Annotated in this window: 14 protein-coding genes; 9 read left to right on the top strand and 5 right to left on the bottom strand. The window is 53.2% G+C overall.

Annotation, left to right across the window (positions count from 1 at the left end; genetic code table 11):
- Nucleotides 1-9: 9 nt before the first annotated feature.
- Nucleotides 10-1,224 (bottom strand): L,D-transpeptidase family protein, encoded by a 1,215-nt coding sequence (locus tag ACIKP9_RS07395; RefSeq protein ID WP_400881091.1) that lies wholly within the window; start codon nucleotides 1,222-1,224, stop codon nucleotides 10-12.
- Nucleotides 1,225-1,234: 10 nt separating this feature from the next.
- Nucleotides 1,235-2,320 (bottom strand): nuclear transport factor 2 family protein, encoded by a 1,086-nt coding sequence (locus ACIKP9_RS07390; RefSeq protein WP_400881089.1) that lies wholly within the window; start codon nucleotides 2,318-2,320, stop codon nucleotides 1,235-1,237.
- 145 nt (nucleotides 2,321-2,465) lie between these two features.
- Here ACIKP9_RS07390 and cysS point away from each other — a divergent pair, with 145 nt between their 5' ends.
- The 9 genes from cysS (at nucleotide 2,466) to ACIKP9_RS07345 (ending at nucleotide 12,881) form a co-directional block, all read left to right on the top strand.
- Complete coding sequence (gene cysS / locus ACIKP9_RS07385) at nucleotides 2,466-3,833, top strand: cysteine--tRNA ligase (protein WP_400881087.1); 1,368 nt, start codon at nucleotides 2,466-2,468, stop codon at nucleotides 3,831-3,833.
- A 56-nt stretch (nucleotides 3,834-3,889) separates the two neighbouring features.
- Nucleotides 3,890-4,174 carry a hypothetical protein gene (locus tag ACIKP9_RS07380; RefSeq protein ID WP_230346413.1) on the top strand — a complete coding sequence of 95 codons (285 nt, stop codon included), beginning with the start codon at nucleotides 3,890-3,892 and terminating at the stop codon, nucleotides 4,172-4,174.
- A gap of 257 nt (nucleotides 4,175-4,431) precedes the next feature.
- A complete protein-coding gene (locus ACIKP9_RS07375) occupies nucleotides 4,432-5,733 on the top strand; it encodes a TolC family protein (RefSeq protein WP_400881084.1) in 1,302 nt (433 codons plus the stop codon).
- On the top strand, nucleotides 5,733-6,902 hold the full coding sequence (locus ACIKP9_RS07370) for an efflux RND transporter periplasmic adaptor subunit (RefSeq protein WP_400881082.1): 1,170 nt from the start codon (nucleotides 5,733-5,735) through the stop codon (nucleotides 6,900-6,902). The genes ACIKP9_RS07375 and ACIKP9_RS07370 overlap by 1 nt, the downstream gene beginning before the upstream one ends.
- Before the next feature lie 3 nt (nucleotides 6,903-6,905).
- Nucleotides 6,906-10,007: an efflux RND transporter permease subunit gene (locus ACIKP9_RS07365; protein WP_400881081.1), complete on the top strand. Its 3,102-nt coding sequence runs from the start codon at nucleotides 6,906-6,908 to the stop codon at nucleotides 10,005-10,007.
- A gap of 17 nt (nucleotides 10,008-10,024) precedes the next feature.
- Entirely contained in the window at nucleotides 10,025-10,360 is a 336-nt protein-coding gene (locus tag ACIKP9_RS07360) for a P-II family nitrogen regulator (protein ID WP_400881079.1), read from the top strand.
- Nucleotides 10,361-10,798: 438 nt separating this feature from the next.
- Nucleotides 10,799-11,209, top strand: a complete 411-nt coding sequence (locus ACIKP9_RS07355; RefSeq protein ID WP_400881077.1) for a hypothetical protein — start codon at nucleotides 10,799-10,801, stop codon at nucleotides 11,207-11,209.
- Nucleotides 11,210-11,247: 38 nt separating this feature from the next.
- Entirely contained in the window at nucleotides 11,248-12,261 is a 1,014-nt protein-coding gene (locus ACIKP9_RS07350) for a quinone-dependent dihydroorotate dehydrogenase (RefSeq protein WP_400881075.1), read from the top strand.
- The gene (locus ACIKP9_RS07345; protein WP_400881073.1) at nucleotides 12,261-12,881 is read left to right on the top strand and encodes a glutathione S-transferase; all 621 of its coding nucleotides are present in this window, start codon (nucleotides 12,261-12,263) and stop codon (nucleotides 12,879-12,881) included. The genes ACIKP9_RS07350 and ACIKP9_RS07345 overlap by 1 nt, the downstream gene beginning before the upstream one ends.
- 55 nt (nucleotides 12,882-12,936) lie before the next feature.
- Here the strand turns inward: ACIKP9_RS07345 and clpA are convergent, their stop codons facing one another.
- The 3 genes from clpA to ACIKP9_RS07330 form a co-directional block, all read right to left on the bottom strand.
- Entirely contained in the window at nucleotides 12,937-15,228 is a 2,292-nt protein-coding gene (clpA, locus tag ACIKP9_RS07340; protein WP_400881071.1) for an ATP-dependent Clp protease ATP-binding subunit ClpA, read from the bottom strand.
- 20 nt (nucleotides 15,229-15,248) lie between these two features.
- Entirely contained in the window at nucleotides 15,249-15,560 is a 312-nt protein-coding gene (gene clpS, locus ACIKP9_RS07335; RefSeq protein WP_230346405.1) for an ATP-dependent Clp protease adapter ClpS, read from the bottom strand.
- A gap of 109 nt (nucleotides 15,561-15,669) precedes the next feature.
- Entirely contained in the window at nucleotides 15,670-16,935 is a 1,266-nt protein-coding gene (locus ACIKP9_RS07330; RefSeq protein WP_400881069.1) for an HlyC/CorC family transporter, read from the bottom strand.
- Nucleotides 16,936-16,948: the final 13 nt, after the last annotated feature.

Raw genomic sequence — 16,948 nt, 5'->3', positions numbered from 1 at the left:
AAGTCTGCATCATGCGGGACCCTCATACATGATTTTCCAGCGTTGATTGTCCCACACCCAGTACTGCTGCTTTTTCATGCGGTTGGCGATTGCGTCGCTCTTGTAATCCTGATCGAAGCTTACTTGGACCATGGATGCTGGGCCATTAGGATAACGGAACATGCTGATGTTGGATAGGCTGATCTGCACTTTTGCCTTGGTCGCCTGGATGCGGCGCTTGTTCTGGCTCCAGTTCTCCAGATTGCCATTCTCACTGAAAAAATCCTTGGCATAGTGGGAGAGATAGCGTTCCGTGTTCTGTGTTTCCCAATCGTGGCGCCATTGCTCCACTGCCTGGTCTAATGCTTGCTGGCGGTGCTTGGCTTCGCCGGGCGAAATCCATTGCAGGCTATTGCTGATGATGACGGGCGTTGTGCCTTGTTGCAATACCGGGGTGAGCGCCTTGAGGTCGGGATTGGTCACGACCACGCAGCCATCACTGGCCTTTGGTGGGCGGCTGTAGACATCCTTGGGTGTGCCATGTAGCCAGATGCCATGGCCTTTCTTGCCCTGTTGCTTGTCCAGTGGGTTGGGGTAATTCAAGGGATAGGCGGCTTCCCCATAAAAGTCAGGCAGCTTGCGATCCAGCTTTTTCCCTGCGATATAGACGCCCAACGGTGTGCGCTTGTCGCCTTCCACAAATTTTTCGCTGCCGTTCTTGCCCATGGTGATGTAGTAGTCAACGACATGCTGGGGGCTGTGGTCACGGTTCTGGTAAACGTAAAGCCGTGACTTTGTTGTGTCTACAACAATGGCATAACGTTGCTCTGGTGACATACGCCAGAGTACGTCGGGAATCTTGCCATCCTGTGCGGCCGATAAGTGGCGCTCAATACGCACCTTGGCTTCTTCCTGGAAATCTGAGACCGCGGCGTTTTGATAATCGCCAAACTTGGTCGACTGCTGCGCAAAAGCCATGAGTAAATCACCGCGCACCAAGTGAGCTAAGCGGAAATTAGGCACCGCTTGCAGCAGTTGGTCTATCGTACTCAGGGCTTCACGTAACTGGCCTTCATTGATTTCGAGCAGGCTTTGTACCAATAGGTTTTCGGCCTGGTTACTGCTAAATCCAGGCAGGACATTGCTGGTGGGCGAGCCGGATCTATCGGCTGTGGCATTCCAAGGTAACAGACTGCTGGAGATGAGCAGTGCGGTGGCAACGAGTTTTATAAAGCGCTTGATCATGGCTGTGGGATTATCGGTTGGTCAGTTCCTGTTGGATTAGCCATTTACCTTGTTGTTGAACCAATACCAATTGTTTACCAGTGCGTTGGGATAAATGATCGGCTTGGTAGGATTGCTGGAACACTGCGCGCGCCGAGTGCTCATTGTCGAGCGTGACGCGGAGATTGCTCAACTTAACCTCAATACGTGCAGGTTTGCTGATACGCGCTTTGCGTGTCGCCTCCCAGTTTGAGCGGCTCTCGCCGTTAGGCGTCTTGAAATCCTTTGCGTAACTGGCGAGATATTGATCCACATTCTGGTTAGACCAAGCTTTTGCCCAAGATTCTACGGCATTGCGAATGGCTTGTGTCGGATCAGCTTTTTTTTGCTCAGGGACGGTTGCTGGAGCGGTGGCTACGACAGGGGCTGCAGGTTTCGCACTTGCAGGCGTGGGGGTTGGTGTTGGCTCGGGAGCAGGTTTGGTTTCTACAGGCTTTGTAGGTGCAGGAGGCTGGGGTTTAGGCTCTGCTTTGACCGGTGCCGGGCTGATTGCCAGGGTGGGTTTTGGCGCTTCTTTGACGGCCTGTTTGGTCGTTGTGTCACCTGGTGGGGGGAGCAAGTCCTTAATTAGGGCAAGCTTGCTTTTTGCTCGACTATTATTGGTGTCCAGCTGCAATGCGCGGCTATATGACTCGGATGCCATGCGGGCATAAATGTCGCCCAGGTTTTCATGGGCGGTGGCATAGCTCGGATGAGTGCGAATGGCAGATTCGAGAGCGGCCTTGGCCTTTTCGTAATTGCCTTGGTAGGCATAAAGTACGGCGAGGTTGTTGTAGGGTGCGGGGAGCTGCGGGTATTTTTCTGTTAATTCGGTAAATACCTTGATTGCTTCTTCTTGCTTGTCACTTTCTGCAAGGAGCACGCCCTTGAGGAATAAGGCTTTGGCATCCGTGGGTTGCTTGCCCAGGTAGCCATTCAGGCGCTGCAGTGCTTGCGCGGTTTTGCCTTGCTCTGCCAACTGATTGATTTCATCCAGCTCCGTGGATGCCCATCCATTGAGCGAGAGCAGGAGAGCGGCTAGCAACAGGCTATGGCTCAGCGCGCGTGAAACAGGCATATGTTATACTTTCCAGCGATTATTTATGAGCGCAATTCTATCAATAAGCGCATGTCAGCACTACTGCTGGCGCAACAGGTATGATGCTCACTCCAATTTTTTGTATAACGAACCCTCCACCAACGCCTACCTCGCAATTTAGACCATGCTGAAAATCTACAATACCCTTGCGCGTGCGAAACAGACTTTTTCCCCGATTGTGGCGGGCAAGGTCAGCATGTATGTCTGTGGCATGACTGTCTATGACTACTGTCACCTGGGGCATGCGCGCGTAATGGTGGTGTTTGATATGGTGAATCGCTGGTTACGTAGTTCTGGCTATGACGTAACCTATGTGCGCAACATCACGGATATTGACGATAAGATCATTGCGCGTGCGAATGAGAATGGCGAGACCATCACGGCCCTCACCAGTCGTTTCATTGATGCGATGAATGAGGATGCCGCGCGACTGGGTGTCTGGCGCCCGGACCAGGAGCCACGGGCAACGGACTATATCCATGAGATGATCACCATGATCAATACCTTGATTGAGCGTCAACATGCCTATGTTGCGGATAACGGTGATGTCTATTATGCGGTCTCCAGTTTTGCCAATTACGGGCAACTGTCCGGCAAGTCACTCGAGGATTTGCGGGCAGGGGAGCGTGTAGAGGTTGACGTACACAAGCGTGACCCCATGGACTTTGTGTTGTGGAAAGCTGCCAAGCCAGGTGAACCCAGCTGGGATTCGCCGTGGGGCCCAGGTCGCCCCGGCTGGCATATCGAATGTTCGGCGATGGGCGAGCGCCACTTGGGCCAGCATTTTGACATCCATGGCGGTGGGCAGGATTTGCAGTTCCCCCATCATGAAAACGAGATTGCCCAAAGCGAAGGCGCCCATGGGTGTACCTTCGTCAATTACTGGATGCACAATGGTTTTATCCGCGTAGATGACGAGAAGATGTCAAAGTCGCTTGGCAACTTTTTCACGATTCGCGAGGTGCTCGACAAGTACGATGCAGAAGTGGTGCGCTTTTTCATCCTGCGTGCGCACTACCGCAGTCCGCTGAATTATTCCGACCATCACTTGAATGATGCCAAGCAGGCGTTGACCAGGTTATATAACGCCTTGCGCGGGCGTGAAGTTCCTCAAGTGGATATCGACTGGCAGCAGCCTGATGCTGCCCGCTTCAAGCTGGCACTGGACGATGATTTCAATACGCCAGAAGCTTTTGCTGTGCTGTTTGAACTTGCGAACGAGGCTAACCGTACCGGCTCATTGGCTCAGGCAGGGTTGCTCAAGGTGCTTGCCGGGCAATTGGGCTTGCTGCAGCGTGACCCTGATGAGTTCCTCAAGGGGGATGCTGGGGCAGGCTTGGCCGCGGAAGATATTGAGCGCTTGATAGAGGAGCGCTTGGCGGCGCGTCGAGGCAAGAACTTCGCCGAAGCGGACCGTATTCGCGATGCATTGACTGCCCAGGGCATTATTCTTGAAGACACTGCGCAAGGCACAAGCTGGCGTCGTAGCTAAGTGAGGATGAGGTAAGCCGGTTCTCAGCAGTAGCGGTTCTGGTCTATAATCGCTCCATGTCTTTTGCAAAACGCTTATTTGCGTTACTCAGCGTCATTGTGTGCCTGTGTTTGTTTGCCCAGCAAGCCGAGCAGTCCTACGCAATGGAATATGACGATCCCATGTTCAGCCATGTGCAGCAGATGGAAATGGATAATGACCGCGAGCTCAGCGAGCCTATCCTCGTCATGCACATGCCTTTGGTGCGCCCTTCTTTTATTTTCGATCTTAAGCTTGCCATTCTGGCGGTGACTTATCGCCAGCCCGACATCTTCCTTACCACCCGCCCTCCGATTGCCTAATCACGCGTGAAGTCCGCCTTGATGCTCGCTTATCCCTATTGGGAATAGTCTGTGTTTTCAGGTGAGATCATCGCGTAATTATCCCTGACGTATCAATTGGCCCAGGGTTTGCTAAAGAACTGCCGTAAGGCGGAATCAAATCCCGGTAACCAAAAGTATCAGAGGTCTGCCCTCGGGCAACCTAGTACGCTCTGCATAGGTTCGCCACAGGCTGTGCCGTATTGCAGAAAAAGTTGATCAATCGGTTCAAGAGTGACATGAAAATAAATCTAGATACACGCATGCGCCGCCATGGTGCATCGCTGATCCAGCAAGTTGGCCTGCGTACTTTTTTTGTGCGCATGTCCGTACTGCTGGTATGTGGGTATATGGCGCCAGCATCGGCAGCTTATACGCTACCAGAGATGATAGATACGGCTATGCAATATAACCCTGCGTTGGGTATTGCTGCTGCACGCCGAGATGCGGCCCAGGCGGCCGTTACCACGGCTTCGACGTATAGTAACCCCCAGGTGGAAGCGGTCATGGGCCCTAGCCGTTACTTGACACCTGGCGGACAAGGAGACAACCGCAACTGGAACGTCGGCTTGTCACAGCCACTGGATTACCCATGGGTGCGTGATGCCAGGATTGCTGCTGCGGAGTCTGGCACCAAGGTGGCTGATGCTGGTACGGAATTGATCCGTATCGAGTTACGTTCCCGCGTCAAGAATGCTTTTTATGATGTATTGCAGCGCAAAGCCGTACTCAGGCTGGTTGAGGGCGACCGCAACTTGTTGCAGCAGATTCGCGAGCGGGTCAAGCTGCGCGTGGAGGTGGGTGAGGCGCCCAGGTATGAGCTGATCAAGGCTGATACCGAGGCCCTGGCAGCAGAGCGGGACTACCAGGCAGCCTTGGTGCGCATTAGTGAGGGCAAGGCTTATCTGCGGGGATTGCTGGGTTCCAGCATTCCTTTGGATTACGACGTGGAGGGCGAATTGCCCATGGGCTATGGCTTGCCATCGCTGGACAAGCTGCGCGATCAAGTGGTGCAAAGCCCGCAACTCTCGCAACTACGTGCTGAGACTGAAACGGCAGAGGCCAAGCTCAAGCTGGAAGAGCGCTTACGCAATCCTGGCCTGACCCTCAAGGCTAGCGTCGAGGAAGACCCCGACTTGAGGCAGATGCGATTTGGTGTGGCGATTCCACTGCCATTATGGGATAGGCGCCAAGGGCCAATTGCCGCAGCCTCTGCTGATGTGCGTCAATCCCAGGCTAGCCTGCATGATCGCGAACTTGGTTTGCGCCGCGATATGGAAGCGGCCTACCAGCGTTACCTGATTGCGCAGCAGCAATTGGCAGCATTCGAGAATGGCTTGTTGAGCCAGGCTGAGTCAGTGCTCAAGGTGGCAGAAGCCGCCTATCGTTACGGCGAACGCGGCATTCTGGAATATATGGATGCCCAGCGCACTTTCCGCGTCGTACGCAAGGATTACCTTGCCGCAAAATTCGATTATGTCAGCAGCATGCTGGAAATAGAGCGCCTGCTCGGTACAGAACTTCTGGAGGTTAAGCCGTAATGTTCCCCAATTTATTGATGAAATCCCACTCCATCCTGACTAAAGGTAGCCTGCTGGTGCTAGCGATGATGCTTGCTGCCTGTAAGCCTGCCGATACGCCGGATGAAGCCGTGAGCGAGCCTCAGGATCCTAATGTGGTCGAGCTTTCTGCCTTGTTACAAAGCCAGGTCAAGCTGGCACCTGCTGGTAAGGCTGATATTCGCGAGGTGTTGCGCGTGCCTGGCAGCATTCAGGTGGATGATCAGCGTGTGGCGCGTATTGGCGCTTCCGTGACCGGGCGTATTACTGATATCAATGTCATCCTGGGGCAAGACGTCAAGCAGGGTGAGGTGCTGGCGACATTGAACAGCACCGAGCTTGCCCAGAACCAGCTGTTGTATATCAAGGCATCACAACAAATCGCGTTGCAGACTAAAGCGGTGGAGCGTGCACGCCAACTGCTGGAAGCTGATGTGATCGGTGCAGCTGAATTGCAACGCCGTGAGGCCGAGTTGAGCGCTGCCAAGGCCGATTTGTATACTGCCAAGGAGCAGTTGCAGGTGTTGGGTATGTCGGAGAAGTCGATTGCGCAAATCGCCAGTTCTGGCCAGTTACGCTCTTACAGCAATGTGGATGCGCGCCTCTCTGGCACGGTGATTAGCCGTAAGGTCAACTTGGGCCAGGTGGTGCAGCCTGCAGAGGAATTGTTCATCGTGGCAGACCTCTCGCGTGTATGGGCCGTGGCCGAGGTGCCAGAGCAACAAGTGGAATTGGTGCAGGAGGGTGAGGATGTCGAGATCGAGATTCCTGCGCTGAGCAACCGTAAATTTACCGGCAAGCTGATTTTTGTTGGTGATGTGGTGAATCCGCTAACCCGTACCGTGACGGTGCGTACCGACCTGGAAAACAAGGATGAGGCCATTAAGCCAGACATGCTTGTTTCCATGCTGGTGCAATCCAAGCCGACGGCACAGCTGGCTGTGCCGAGGCGTGCCGTGGTGCGCGAGAATGACAAGGACTATGTCTATGTCGAGATTGCACCAAATAAATTCCGCCTGCGAGAGGTGGAGCTGGGCAATGAGTACAACGAGATGGCGGCTGTGGTATCTGGCCTGGAAGAAGGTGAAACCATCATTATTGAGGGTGCTTTCCATGTGAACAATGAGCGTAAGCGCAAGGAACTGGAATAAGCCATGATTGAATCCCTCATTAGAGCTGCCCTCAAGCAGCGCCTGATCGTCGTGGTCGTGGCGCTGGCCTTGATGGCTGCCGGGGCCTTTGCCCTGAAAAAGTTATCTGTCGATGCATTTCCTGACGTCACCAACGTCCAGGTGCTGATTGCCACGCAGGCCACGGGCCGTTCTCCGGAAGAGGTAGAGCGATTTATTGCTGTACCGCTGGAAATCGCCATGACAGGCTTGCCTGGCCTGGAAGAAATGCGTTCGATGAACCGCAATGGCTTATCGTTGATTACCCTGGTATTCACCGACAAGACTGATGTCTATTTTGCCCGCCAGTTGGTGATGGAACGTCTGATGGAGGTGATGGACCGCATGCCGGAAGGCGTGACGCCCATTCTTGGGCCAGTAGCGACTGGCCTGGGCGAGGTGTATCAATTTACCTTGGAGAAACCCTCTGACGGTAATAAATCATTGTCGCAGGAGGAGTTGACCGAGCGTCGTTCTATCCAGGATTGGGTGGTGCGCCCCTTGCTGCGTGGGATACCCGGCATTGCTGAGATCAACTCCCAGGGCGGTTACGTCAAGCAGTACCAGGCGCTGGTTAACCCAGATCGCATGAGTCATTATGGCCTCAAGCTGCAAGATGTCTACATGGCGCTGGCACGCAACAATGCCAATAGTGGCGGTGGGGTATTGCCGCATTATGCCGAGCAATACTTGATCCGCGGCGTGGGCTTGATTGAGAATCTCGACGATATCCGCAATATCGTGCTCAAAGAGCAGAATGGCGTCCCGGTATACATCCGTGATGTGGCCGATGTACAGATCGGCCATGAGGTGCGCGATGGCGCGGTAGTCAAGAATGGTTATACCGAGTCTGTCGGCGGTATTGTCATCATGATGCGTGGCGGTAACGCCAAGGAAGTGGTGAGCCGCGTCAAGGCCAGGGTTAAGGAGATTAACGAGCAAGGCATGTTGCCCGGTGGCTTGCAGATCGTGCCTTACTACGATCGTAGCGAGCTGGTGGATGCGGCCTTGCATACTGTGACCAAGGTGCTGATCGAGGGCATTATTCTCGTCATCATCATCCTGTTCTTATTCCTCGGCGATGTGCGTTCCAGTCTGATTGTGGTATCTACGCTTATCCTCACACCCCTGATTACCTTCATGGCCATGAACCATTACGGCATTTCGGCCAACTTGATGTCGTTGGGCGGCCTGGCGATTGCGATTGGTCTGATGGTAGATGGTTCAGTGGTGGTAGTTGAGAACGCATTTCACCATCTCGGGCACCGTCCTGGTGAGAGCAAGATTCGTGTCGTGCTGGAAGCTGCGGCTGAAGTAGGTACGCCAGTGCTGTTCGGCGTCGGCGTCATTATCTTGGTGTTCCTGCCCTTGATGACCTTGCAGGGTATGGAGGGCAAGATGTTCGCCCCTCTTGCCATGACAATTGCCATTGCCTTGTTTATTTCGCTGGTGATTTCGCTCACCTTGTCCCCGGTCTTGTGCTCCTACATTCTCAAGGGCGGGAGCGGTGAGGACACCAAGTTTATCCAGGTGATCAAGCGTCCTTACCTGCGCATGCTGGATTGGGCGTTGAATCACGACAAGACCACTATCCTAGCAGCAACGGCCTTGTTTATCGGCACAATCTTGCTGGTGCCTTTCCTTGGGACTTCCTTCATCCCTGAAATGAAGGAAGGCTCTATCGTGCCTGGCATCAATCGTGTACCCAACATCTCGCTCGAGGAATCGATCAAGATGGAAAACGATGCCATGCGCTTGATCATGGAAAAAGTGCCAGGTGTGAAATCTGCCGTTTCCGGCGTGGGCCGTGGTGAGAGTCCTGCCGACCCGCAAGCGCAAAACGAATCCACGCCCATTATTAGCCTGAAGCCCCGAGAGGAGTGGCCTGATGGCTGGACTCAGGACGACATTGCAGAAAAGATGCGTACCGTGCTGGAAGAATCCCTGCCCGGCGTGCAGATCGTCATGGCGCAGCCGATTTCTGACCGCGTGGATGAGCTATTGACTGGGGTGCGTGCCGATGTCGCGGTCAAGATATTTGGCGAAGACATGGTCTTGCTCAAGGCCAAGGCAGATGAAATTTCACGCATTGCTGGTGGGGTGCGTGGTGCCACCGAGATCAAGGTGGAAAAAGTCTCTGGCCAGCAATATCTCAATATCACCGTGGACCGGCATGCTATCGCGCGTCATGGTATTAATGCGGCGGATGTGCATGATGTGATTGAGACGGCGATTGGCGGCAAGATTGCGACCGAAATCTATGAGGGCCAGCGACGCTACAGTGCAGCAGTCCGCTTCCCCGCTAGTTTCCGCAATAATATCGAGGCCATCAGCAATATCTTGATCACCTCGCCCAATGGTTCGCGAGTGGCCTTGCGCGATCTCGCGAAAATAGAGGTGCGTGATGGTCCGGCGCAAATCAGCCGTGAGCTGGCCAAGCGCCGCGTGGTGGTTGGGATCAACGTCAAGGATAGGGATCTCGGTGGTTTTGTTGCTGAGCTACAGCAGGTGCTGAACCAGAAGCTCAAGCTGCCTGATGGCTATTATCTCGAGTTTGGCGGCCAGTTCCAGAACATGGAACGTGCGATGGGGCATTTGATGGTGATTATTCCTGTCACCGTTGGGGCCATTTTCTTCTTGCTGTTCCTGCTGTTCAATTCAGTACGCTATGCCACCATGATCATCATGGTGCTACCATTCGCGTCGATTGGCGGCATCATCGCCCTGTTCCTGACCGGCGAGTATCTCTCAGTGCCTGCCTCTGTTGGGTTTATTGCATTGTGGGGGATTGCGGTCTTGAATGGCGTGGTGCTTGTGTCGTATATCCGCAGCCTGCGAGATGAAGGCCTAAGCCAGAGCGAGGCTATTCTCAAAGGCTGTACACAGCGTTTCCGCCCTGTGATGATGACGGCAACTGTAGCGATGTTGGCCTTGGTGCCTTTCCTGTTTGCAACCGGACCAGGTTCGGAAATTCAGCGTCCATTGGCTATTGTAGTGATAGGCGGCCTGATTACATCCACCTTGCTGACATTGGTGGTGGTGCCGACGCTATATCGTAAATTTGAAGAGCAGCGTGTAGAAGCATGATGATAAGGAGCTGAGCAATGAAAGAAATTAAAGCAATTATCCCGCCGCAGCGCCTGCCTAAAATCCGCTCAGGGTTACGCAATATCAAGGGCTTTCCGGGAATGACGGTGAGCAAGGTAGAAGGGTGTGGTCATCATGTAGCGCGACCAACCTTGGGCATTCGTGAAGAGTTGACCGACTACAGTCCCAAAGTGCGTATTGAAATGGTTTGCCCCGATGAGTTGGTCGAGGGCATCCTGCAGGTACTGGTCGAGGTCGGGCATACTGGTCATGTCGGTGATGGCATTGTCTGGGTGACGTCTGTGGAGCGCATGGTGAGGCTCTCGGAGCAGATACTGGTGCTCGACTGTTAGGCACATAAACAAGTGGTATTGCACAAAAGGCACCTGAGGGTGCCTTTTTTATTGCCTGTTATTTCCTGTAAGGAATGAACAATAAATATAGGTGTTGATATTTAATATACAGATCTGTATATTAAATTGCATGAGTAAATTACAAGTGTGTGTCATGCATAGACATGGTCCGAGCGAAAGCTGCGGAGCAAAAGGCAGTGTGCAGTTGATGCATTACTTGCAACAGCGAGTGATTGATTCAGGTGAAGACTCTATTGTGGAGCCGATTAATTGCCTGCTTTATTGCCAGAAAGGCCCTAATGTCAGGTGGTTGGAGAAAGGCAAGGTTTGGCACCAGGTTGATGAGCATCGTTGTGACGAGATTTTGCAGTGCTTGAAGAGTGGTAGTTGATTTTATTTACAGATATGTATATTAAAAATTAAAAAGAGGAGAAAGTCATGGAAGTATTGTTAGTAGCCGCTGGTGGGATGATCGTTGCAGTATTGACCATGGCGTGGCTGGGTACTTTTGCGCGCTGGTTTGTTGTGCCGGGTGTTGATGGTGGCTTGGTGAAAGACTATGGGGTACTGATCAAGGCGCATATTGATTTTGTCTTGATGTCGCTGTACTGCCTGGCCATTTATGCAGCGGCCAAGGCGGTGGGGGCGGAAATCCCCGTGCTGGCCTGTTGGTTGATTGCGATTGGTGGTTTTACCAATCCCGGCGTATTCGTGATTGCGGCCTTCAAGCCTGATTTCTGGCAGGCATTGTGGGTCAAGATTTATACTGGCCTGAGCTTTATCATTACCACCGTAGGCTTCATCTGGGCAGCCCTTGTATTGATCTGTACGGCATTATCAGTTGCATAGGCCGTGAGCATGTGGGGGTTTTCCGGTAAAATCCTCACATGCTTTATTCCATCGCCCAACCTTGGCTGTTCCGTCTAGATGCGGAGCGTGCCCATGATTTCACCCTGAAAAACCTGAAGCGCCTGGAGCGTTCAGGCTTGCTAAATCTTTATCCCCGGCCTGCCAAGTGCAAGCCTCGCCGGGTGATGGGAATCGACTTTCCCAATCCTATTGGCCTGGCGGCTGGGTTGGATAAGAATGGTGCATACATTGATGCACTATCTGCTCTCGGGTTTGGTTTTATCGAGATCGGCACCATTACGCCGCGCCCGCAGCCGGGTAACCCCAAGCCGCGTATGTTCCGCCTGCCTGAAGTGCAGGGGGTGATCAACCGCTTTGGTTTCAACAATCTCGGTGTCGATGCCTTGTTGCGCAATGTCGCTGCGGCAAAGTACAAGGGTGTGCTGGGTATCAATATCGGCAAAAACTTTGATACTCCCAACGAGCGGGCTGTGGATGATTACCTGCATTGCCTGCGCAAGGTCTATGCGCAAGCGCACTATGTCACTGTCAATATTTCCTCTCCCAATACCAAGAACCTGCGCGCCTTGCAGGAGAAGGAAGCCCTGGGTCAGCTGCTGCATGCCTTGAAGCTTGAGCAGCAAGCCCTCGCCGACCAACATGGCAAATATGTGCCGATTGCACTCAAGATAGCGCCAGACCTGGATGACACGCAAATCGCGGATATTGCTAGCTTGCTGAGGGAGTATCGTTTTGATGGCGTGATTGCCACGAATACTACACTAGCGCGCGATGCGGTACAGGGTTTACCGCATGCTGAGGAGGCTGGTGGCTTGTCTGGCGCACCAGTGCGTGATCGCTCTACCGCTGTCATCAGAGCCTTATCTACCCATCTGGCAGGTGAGCTTCCCATTATTGGGGTAGGGGGTATCCTGAGCGGCGATGACGCAGAACAAAAGATGACGGCAGGTGCCAGCTTGGTGCAGGTATACAGCGGTCTGGTTTATCGTGGCCCAGTGCTGGTGGATGAGGTTTGCCGCAAGCTGGGGTGATGGCTGTGTTGCCTGTGCTCTATTCTTACCGGCGCTGTCCATATGCCATGCGGGCTCGCATGGCACTGCATTACGCTGACATCTCTGTAGAAGTCCGTGAAATAGCCCTCAAGGCGAAGCCTGCGCATATGTTGCAGGTGTCTCCCAAGGGTACTGTGCCTGTGTTGGTATTGCCGGATGGTTCAGTGATCGATGAAAGCCTAGACATTATGCGCTGGGCATTGCAACAGCATGATCCAGATGATTGGCTGGGTAGCCAGGCACAGCGATCTCAGGCAGAAAGCTTGATTGCAGAGAATGATGGCCCATTCAAGCGAGCGCTTGATCAATATAAATACGCGATACGTTTCCCTGAACAACCGCCCGAGACATATCGTGCGCAGGGCGAAGTGTTCCTGAAGCAACTAGAGATGCGCTTGCATCAGCATACATACCTGCTATCCGATCAAACAAACTTGGCTGACATTGCCATATTTCCTTTTGTGAGGCAATTCTCCATGGTGGATGAGGCCTGGTTTGAAGCTACGTCTTATCACAGGGTAAAGGCTTGGTTACAGGCCTGGCTACTGAGCGAGCGTTTTAGCGCCATCATGCAGAAATATCCAACTTATGTGGATTAGCAACCAATAAAAAACGCCGCTGAATGCGGCGTTTTTTATTGGTCCGTATAGCGGGTTAACCCGTGACATCCGCTTCCAGCGCTGGTTTGTCTTTCGATACGCTGGTGTTGCCAAAGTCGAGCTTGATATTGTCAGCCTGGTCAATATCGACATGCACATGACCACCATTGGCGAGTTTGCCGAACAGTAGTTCATCAGCCAAGGCACGACGGATCGTGTCCTGAATCAGGCGTGACATCGGACGGGCACCCATCAATGGATCAAAGCCCTTCTTGCCTAGGTAAGTCTTGAGGGCTTCGCTGAAGGTAGCTTCGACTTTCTTCTCGTGCAATTGATCTTCCAGCTGCATGAGGAATTTGTCGACCACACGCATGATGATCTCTTCCGACAGCGGGGCAAACGAGACGATAGCATCCAGGCGGTTACGGAACTCTGGGCTGAACAGGCGCTTGATGTCGCCCATCTCGTCACCAGAGTTACTGCCCAGGGTGAAGCCGATACTGGTCTTGCTGATCGCTTCCGCACCTGCATTGGTGGTCATGATGATGGTGACGTTGCGGAAATCAGCCTTGCGACCATTGTTGTCGGTCAGCGTGCCGTGATCCATCACCTGCAACAGGATGTTAAAGATATCAGGATGTGCCTTCTCGATTTCATCCAGCAGTAAGACGCAATAAGGCGTCTTGTTGATCGCTTCCGTGAGCAAGCCACCCTGCTCGAAACCAACGTAGCCCGGAGGCGCGCCGATCAGGCGTGACACAGCATGGCGCTCCATGTATTCCGACATGTCGAAGCGGATCAGTTCCACACCCAGGGTGTAGGCCAATTGCTTGGCTACTTCGGTTTTGCCAACCCCGGTAGGGCCGGAGAACAGGAAGGAGCCAATTGGCTTATTCAAGCTACCCAGGCCGCTGCGTGCCATCTTGATTGCGGCAGACAGGGCTTCAATGGCTTTGTCCTGGCCAAACACAGTAGCCTTGAGGTCACGGTCCAGTGTCTTCAGCGCATTGCGATCATCACTGGAGATGTTCTTGGGCGGAATGCGCGCTACCTTGGCAATGATGTCCTCGATTTCCTTGTTGCCGATGACCTTCTTCTGCTTGGATTTCGGCAGGATGCGCTGCGCAGCGCCAGCTTCGTCAATGACATCAATGGCCTTGTCGGGCAGGTGGCGGTCGTTAATATAGCGCGCGGATAGCTCAGCGGCGGTATTCAGCGCTGATGCAGTGTACTTGACGCTATGGTGCTTCTCGAAGCGCGACTTGAGACCCTTGAGAATCTCTACGGTTTCCGAAACGCTGGGCTCAATCACATCCACTTTCTGGAAGCGGCGGGACAGGGCATGGTCTTTCTCGAAAATACCGCGGAATTCCTGATAAGTGGTCGCACCTATGCATTTGAGCGAGCCGTTGGAAAGCGCTGGCTTCAACAAGTTGGAGGCATCCAGTGTACCGCCGCTAGCAGCCCCGGCACCTATCAAGGTGTGGATCTCGTCGATGAACAAGATGGCATCGGGCTGGTCTGCCAGTTTCTTCATCACGGCCTTGAGGCGTTGCTCGAAGTCACCGCGGTATTTGGTACCTGCCAGTAAGGCTCCCATGTCCAGGGAGTAAATCACTGCATTTTCCAGTACTTCGGGCACATTACCTTCGACGATACGGCGCGCCAGGCCTTCGGCAATAGCGGTCTTGCCCACACCAGCTTCACCGACCAGGAGTGGGTTGTTCTTGCGGCGGCGGCACAAGGTCTGGATCACACGCTCCAGCTCCTGGGCGCGCCCGATCAGCGGGTCTATCTTGCCTGCCAATACTTGCTGGTTGAGGTTTTGTGTATAGCTTTCCAGAGCGCTTGATGGAGAGGCCTCGGTTTCGGCTTCCTGTTCTGTTTCAGGGCGCTTGGCATTGCTGCCATCGGCGACCTTGGCCACGCCATGGGAGATGTAGTTGACGACATCCAGGCGGGTGACACCTTGTTGATGCAGGAAGAACACAGCATGCGAGTCCTTCTCACCATAAATGGCGACCAGGACGTTGGCCCCGGTAACTTCTTTCTTGCCGGATGATTGCACATGCAGGATCGCACGCTGGATCACGCGTTGGAAGCCCAATGTCGGTTGCGTATCGACTTCCTCGTTGCCTTCGACGGTGGGCGTGTGCTCTTCGATGTAGTTATTGAGCTCGCTGCGCAAGTTATCAAGATTGGCCCCGCATGAACGTAATACGTCCGCAGCAGTCGGGTTGTCTATCATGGCCAGCAGCAGGTGTTCCACGGTGATAAGTTCGTGGCGTTTCTGCCGGGCATCCATGAATGCCATGTGTAGGGATACTTCAAGTTCTTGCGCAATCATTTAAGCTTCCTCAGCTTTCTTCAGGCTTCTTCCATGGTGCATTGCAGCGGGTGCTGGTGCTCACGGGCATAACTAATGACTTGGTTGACCTTGGTCTCGGCGATGCCGTGTGGATACACACCACATACGCCCGCGCCCTCGGTATGTACTTGGAGCATGATTTGCGTTGCTTGTTCACGGTTTTTCTGGAAAAAGCGCTGCATGACATCTACCACGAATTCCATGGGCGTATAGTCATCATTCAGCAGAATGACTTTGTACATCGAGGGCGGCTTGATATTGGCCTTGCCCGTTTTCTCTACGATGTTGTCCTGATGTTTGATGCTAGCCATACGTTTGATCTATTTTGAGCCGAATGCAGAAATTTTCAAGTCTGAAATGAGTAGGGTTATTACATGATGCCATGTTTATGCATGCAAGATATTTGCCATACCGTATTGATTACGGATGAATTCTGACAATTTTTACCGTGCGATCCTGGGTTTTAAGGATTTCCAGTTTGTAATTGCCAATTTTTAATCCGATGCCAGGCTCGGGAATATCCTCGAAATGCTCCACAATCAGCCCATTCAAGGTGCGCGGGCCATCCAGTGGCAGGGTAATCCCTAATTTGTTGTTGATGTCGCGCAAACTATTGCTGGCATCAACCAGCCAACTGCCTTTTTCTTCCTGGCGATAGCTGAGTTGTTGCTGTGTGGATTCATGTGCAAAATCGCCAATGATGGCCTTGATAATGTCTTCGAGTGTCACCAGTCCCTTGAGTTCACCGTATTCATCCACGACTAGGGCAATGCGCTGCTGACATTGCTTGAACTCCTGCATCTGGGTATAGACCGGGGTGCCGGAGGGAATGAAGTAGGGGGCTTCCATATGCTGTGTCAGCAAGTTCTGGCTGAGACTTTGTGTCCGCAAGGCATTCATGATGGCACGTATGCGCAGCATGCCAATGATTTCCTCGTTTGGTCCCTTGCGTAGTGGTAGGCGTGAATGTTGGCTTGCAGTGACTTGAGCCAGTATATCCTCCATGGGTGCTTCAATATCGATGATCTCGAGTTGCGTGTGCACAGTCATGATCTCATCAACAGTGGTTTGCTCCAGCTCCAACAAGTTGAGCAATACTTCGCGATGCTTCTGCGGAATCGGGCTGGTGGTTTCGCTGAAAATGCTGCGCAGTTCTTCAATGCTGGTGGTGTGGTTGTTCTGGGTAAAGCTGACCTTCATGCCCAGCAGACGCAACAGGCTGTTGGCACACAGATTGGCAAGCCAGATCAGGGGATAGCCGATCTTGACCAGGGGCAGCAAAACATAGCTGAAGGAGAGCGCCAATGGCTCTGCATGGCGTGCAGCAATCACTTTGGGCGTGATTTCGCTGAACACCAGGATGGCAAAGGTGATGAGTACGGTGGAGACTGGCATCAGCAGCTCACCTAGATTGAACAAGCGAATGCTGATAAAGGCGGCCAATGTTGCGGCTGCGGCATTGGCCAAGGTATTGCCTAGCAAGATGGCACCGAGAAATTGCTCGCGCTCATTGAGTAGGCGAGTGGCGAATTCAGCGCTGCGTAGACCTTCTTTGGCGAGGATGGTGAGCCGGTGCCGGTTGAGCATCAACAAGCTGGTTTCGGCCATGGAGAAAAAAGCTGAAGCAAATAGCAGCAGGGCAAGGATGCCCAGCTGCCATAGTAAGGAACTGTCCAACGGTATCAATCGGTGAATGAGA

It is taken from the genome of Methylobacillus methanolivorans, assembly GCF_044751345.1.
GTDB classification, from domain to species: Bacteria; Pseudomonadota; Gammaproteobacteria; order Burkholderiales; family Methylophilaceae; genus Methylobacillus; species Methylobacillus methanolivorans.
The sequence above is the reverse complement of the archived record's forward strand: the minus strand, read 5'-3'. Positions and strand labels throughout refer to the sequence as shown.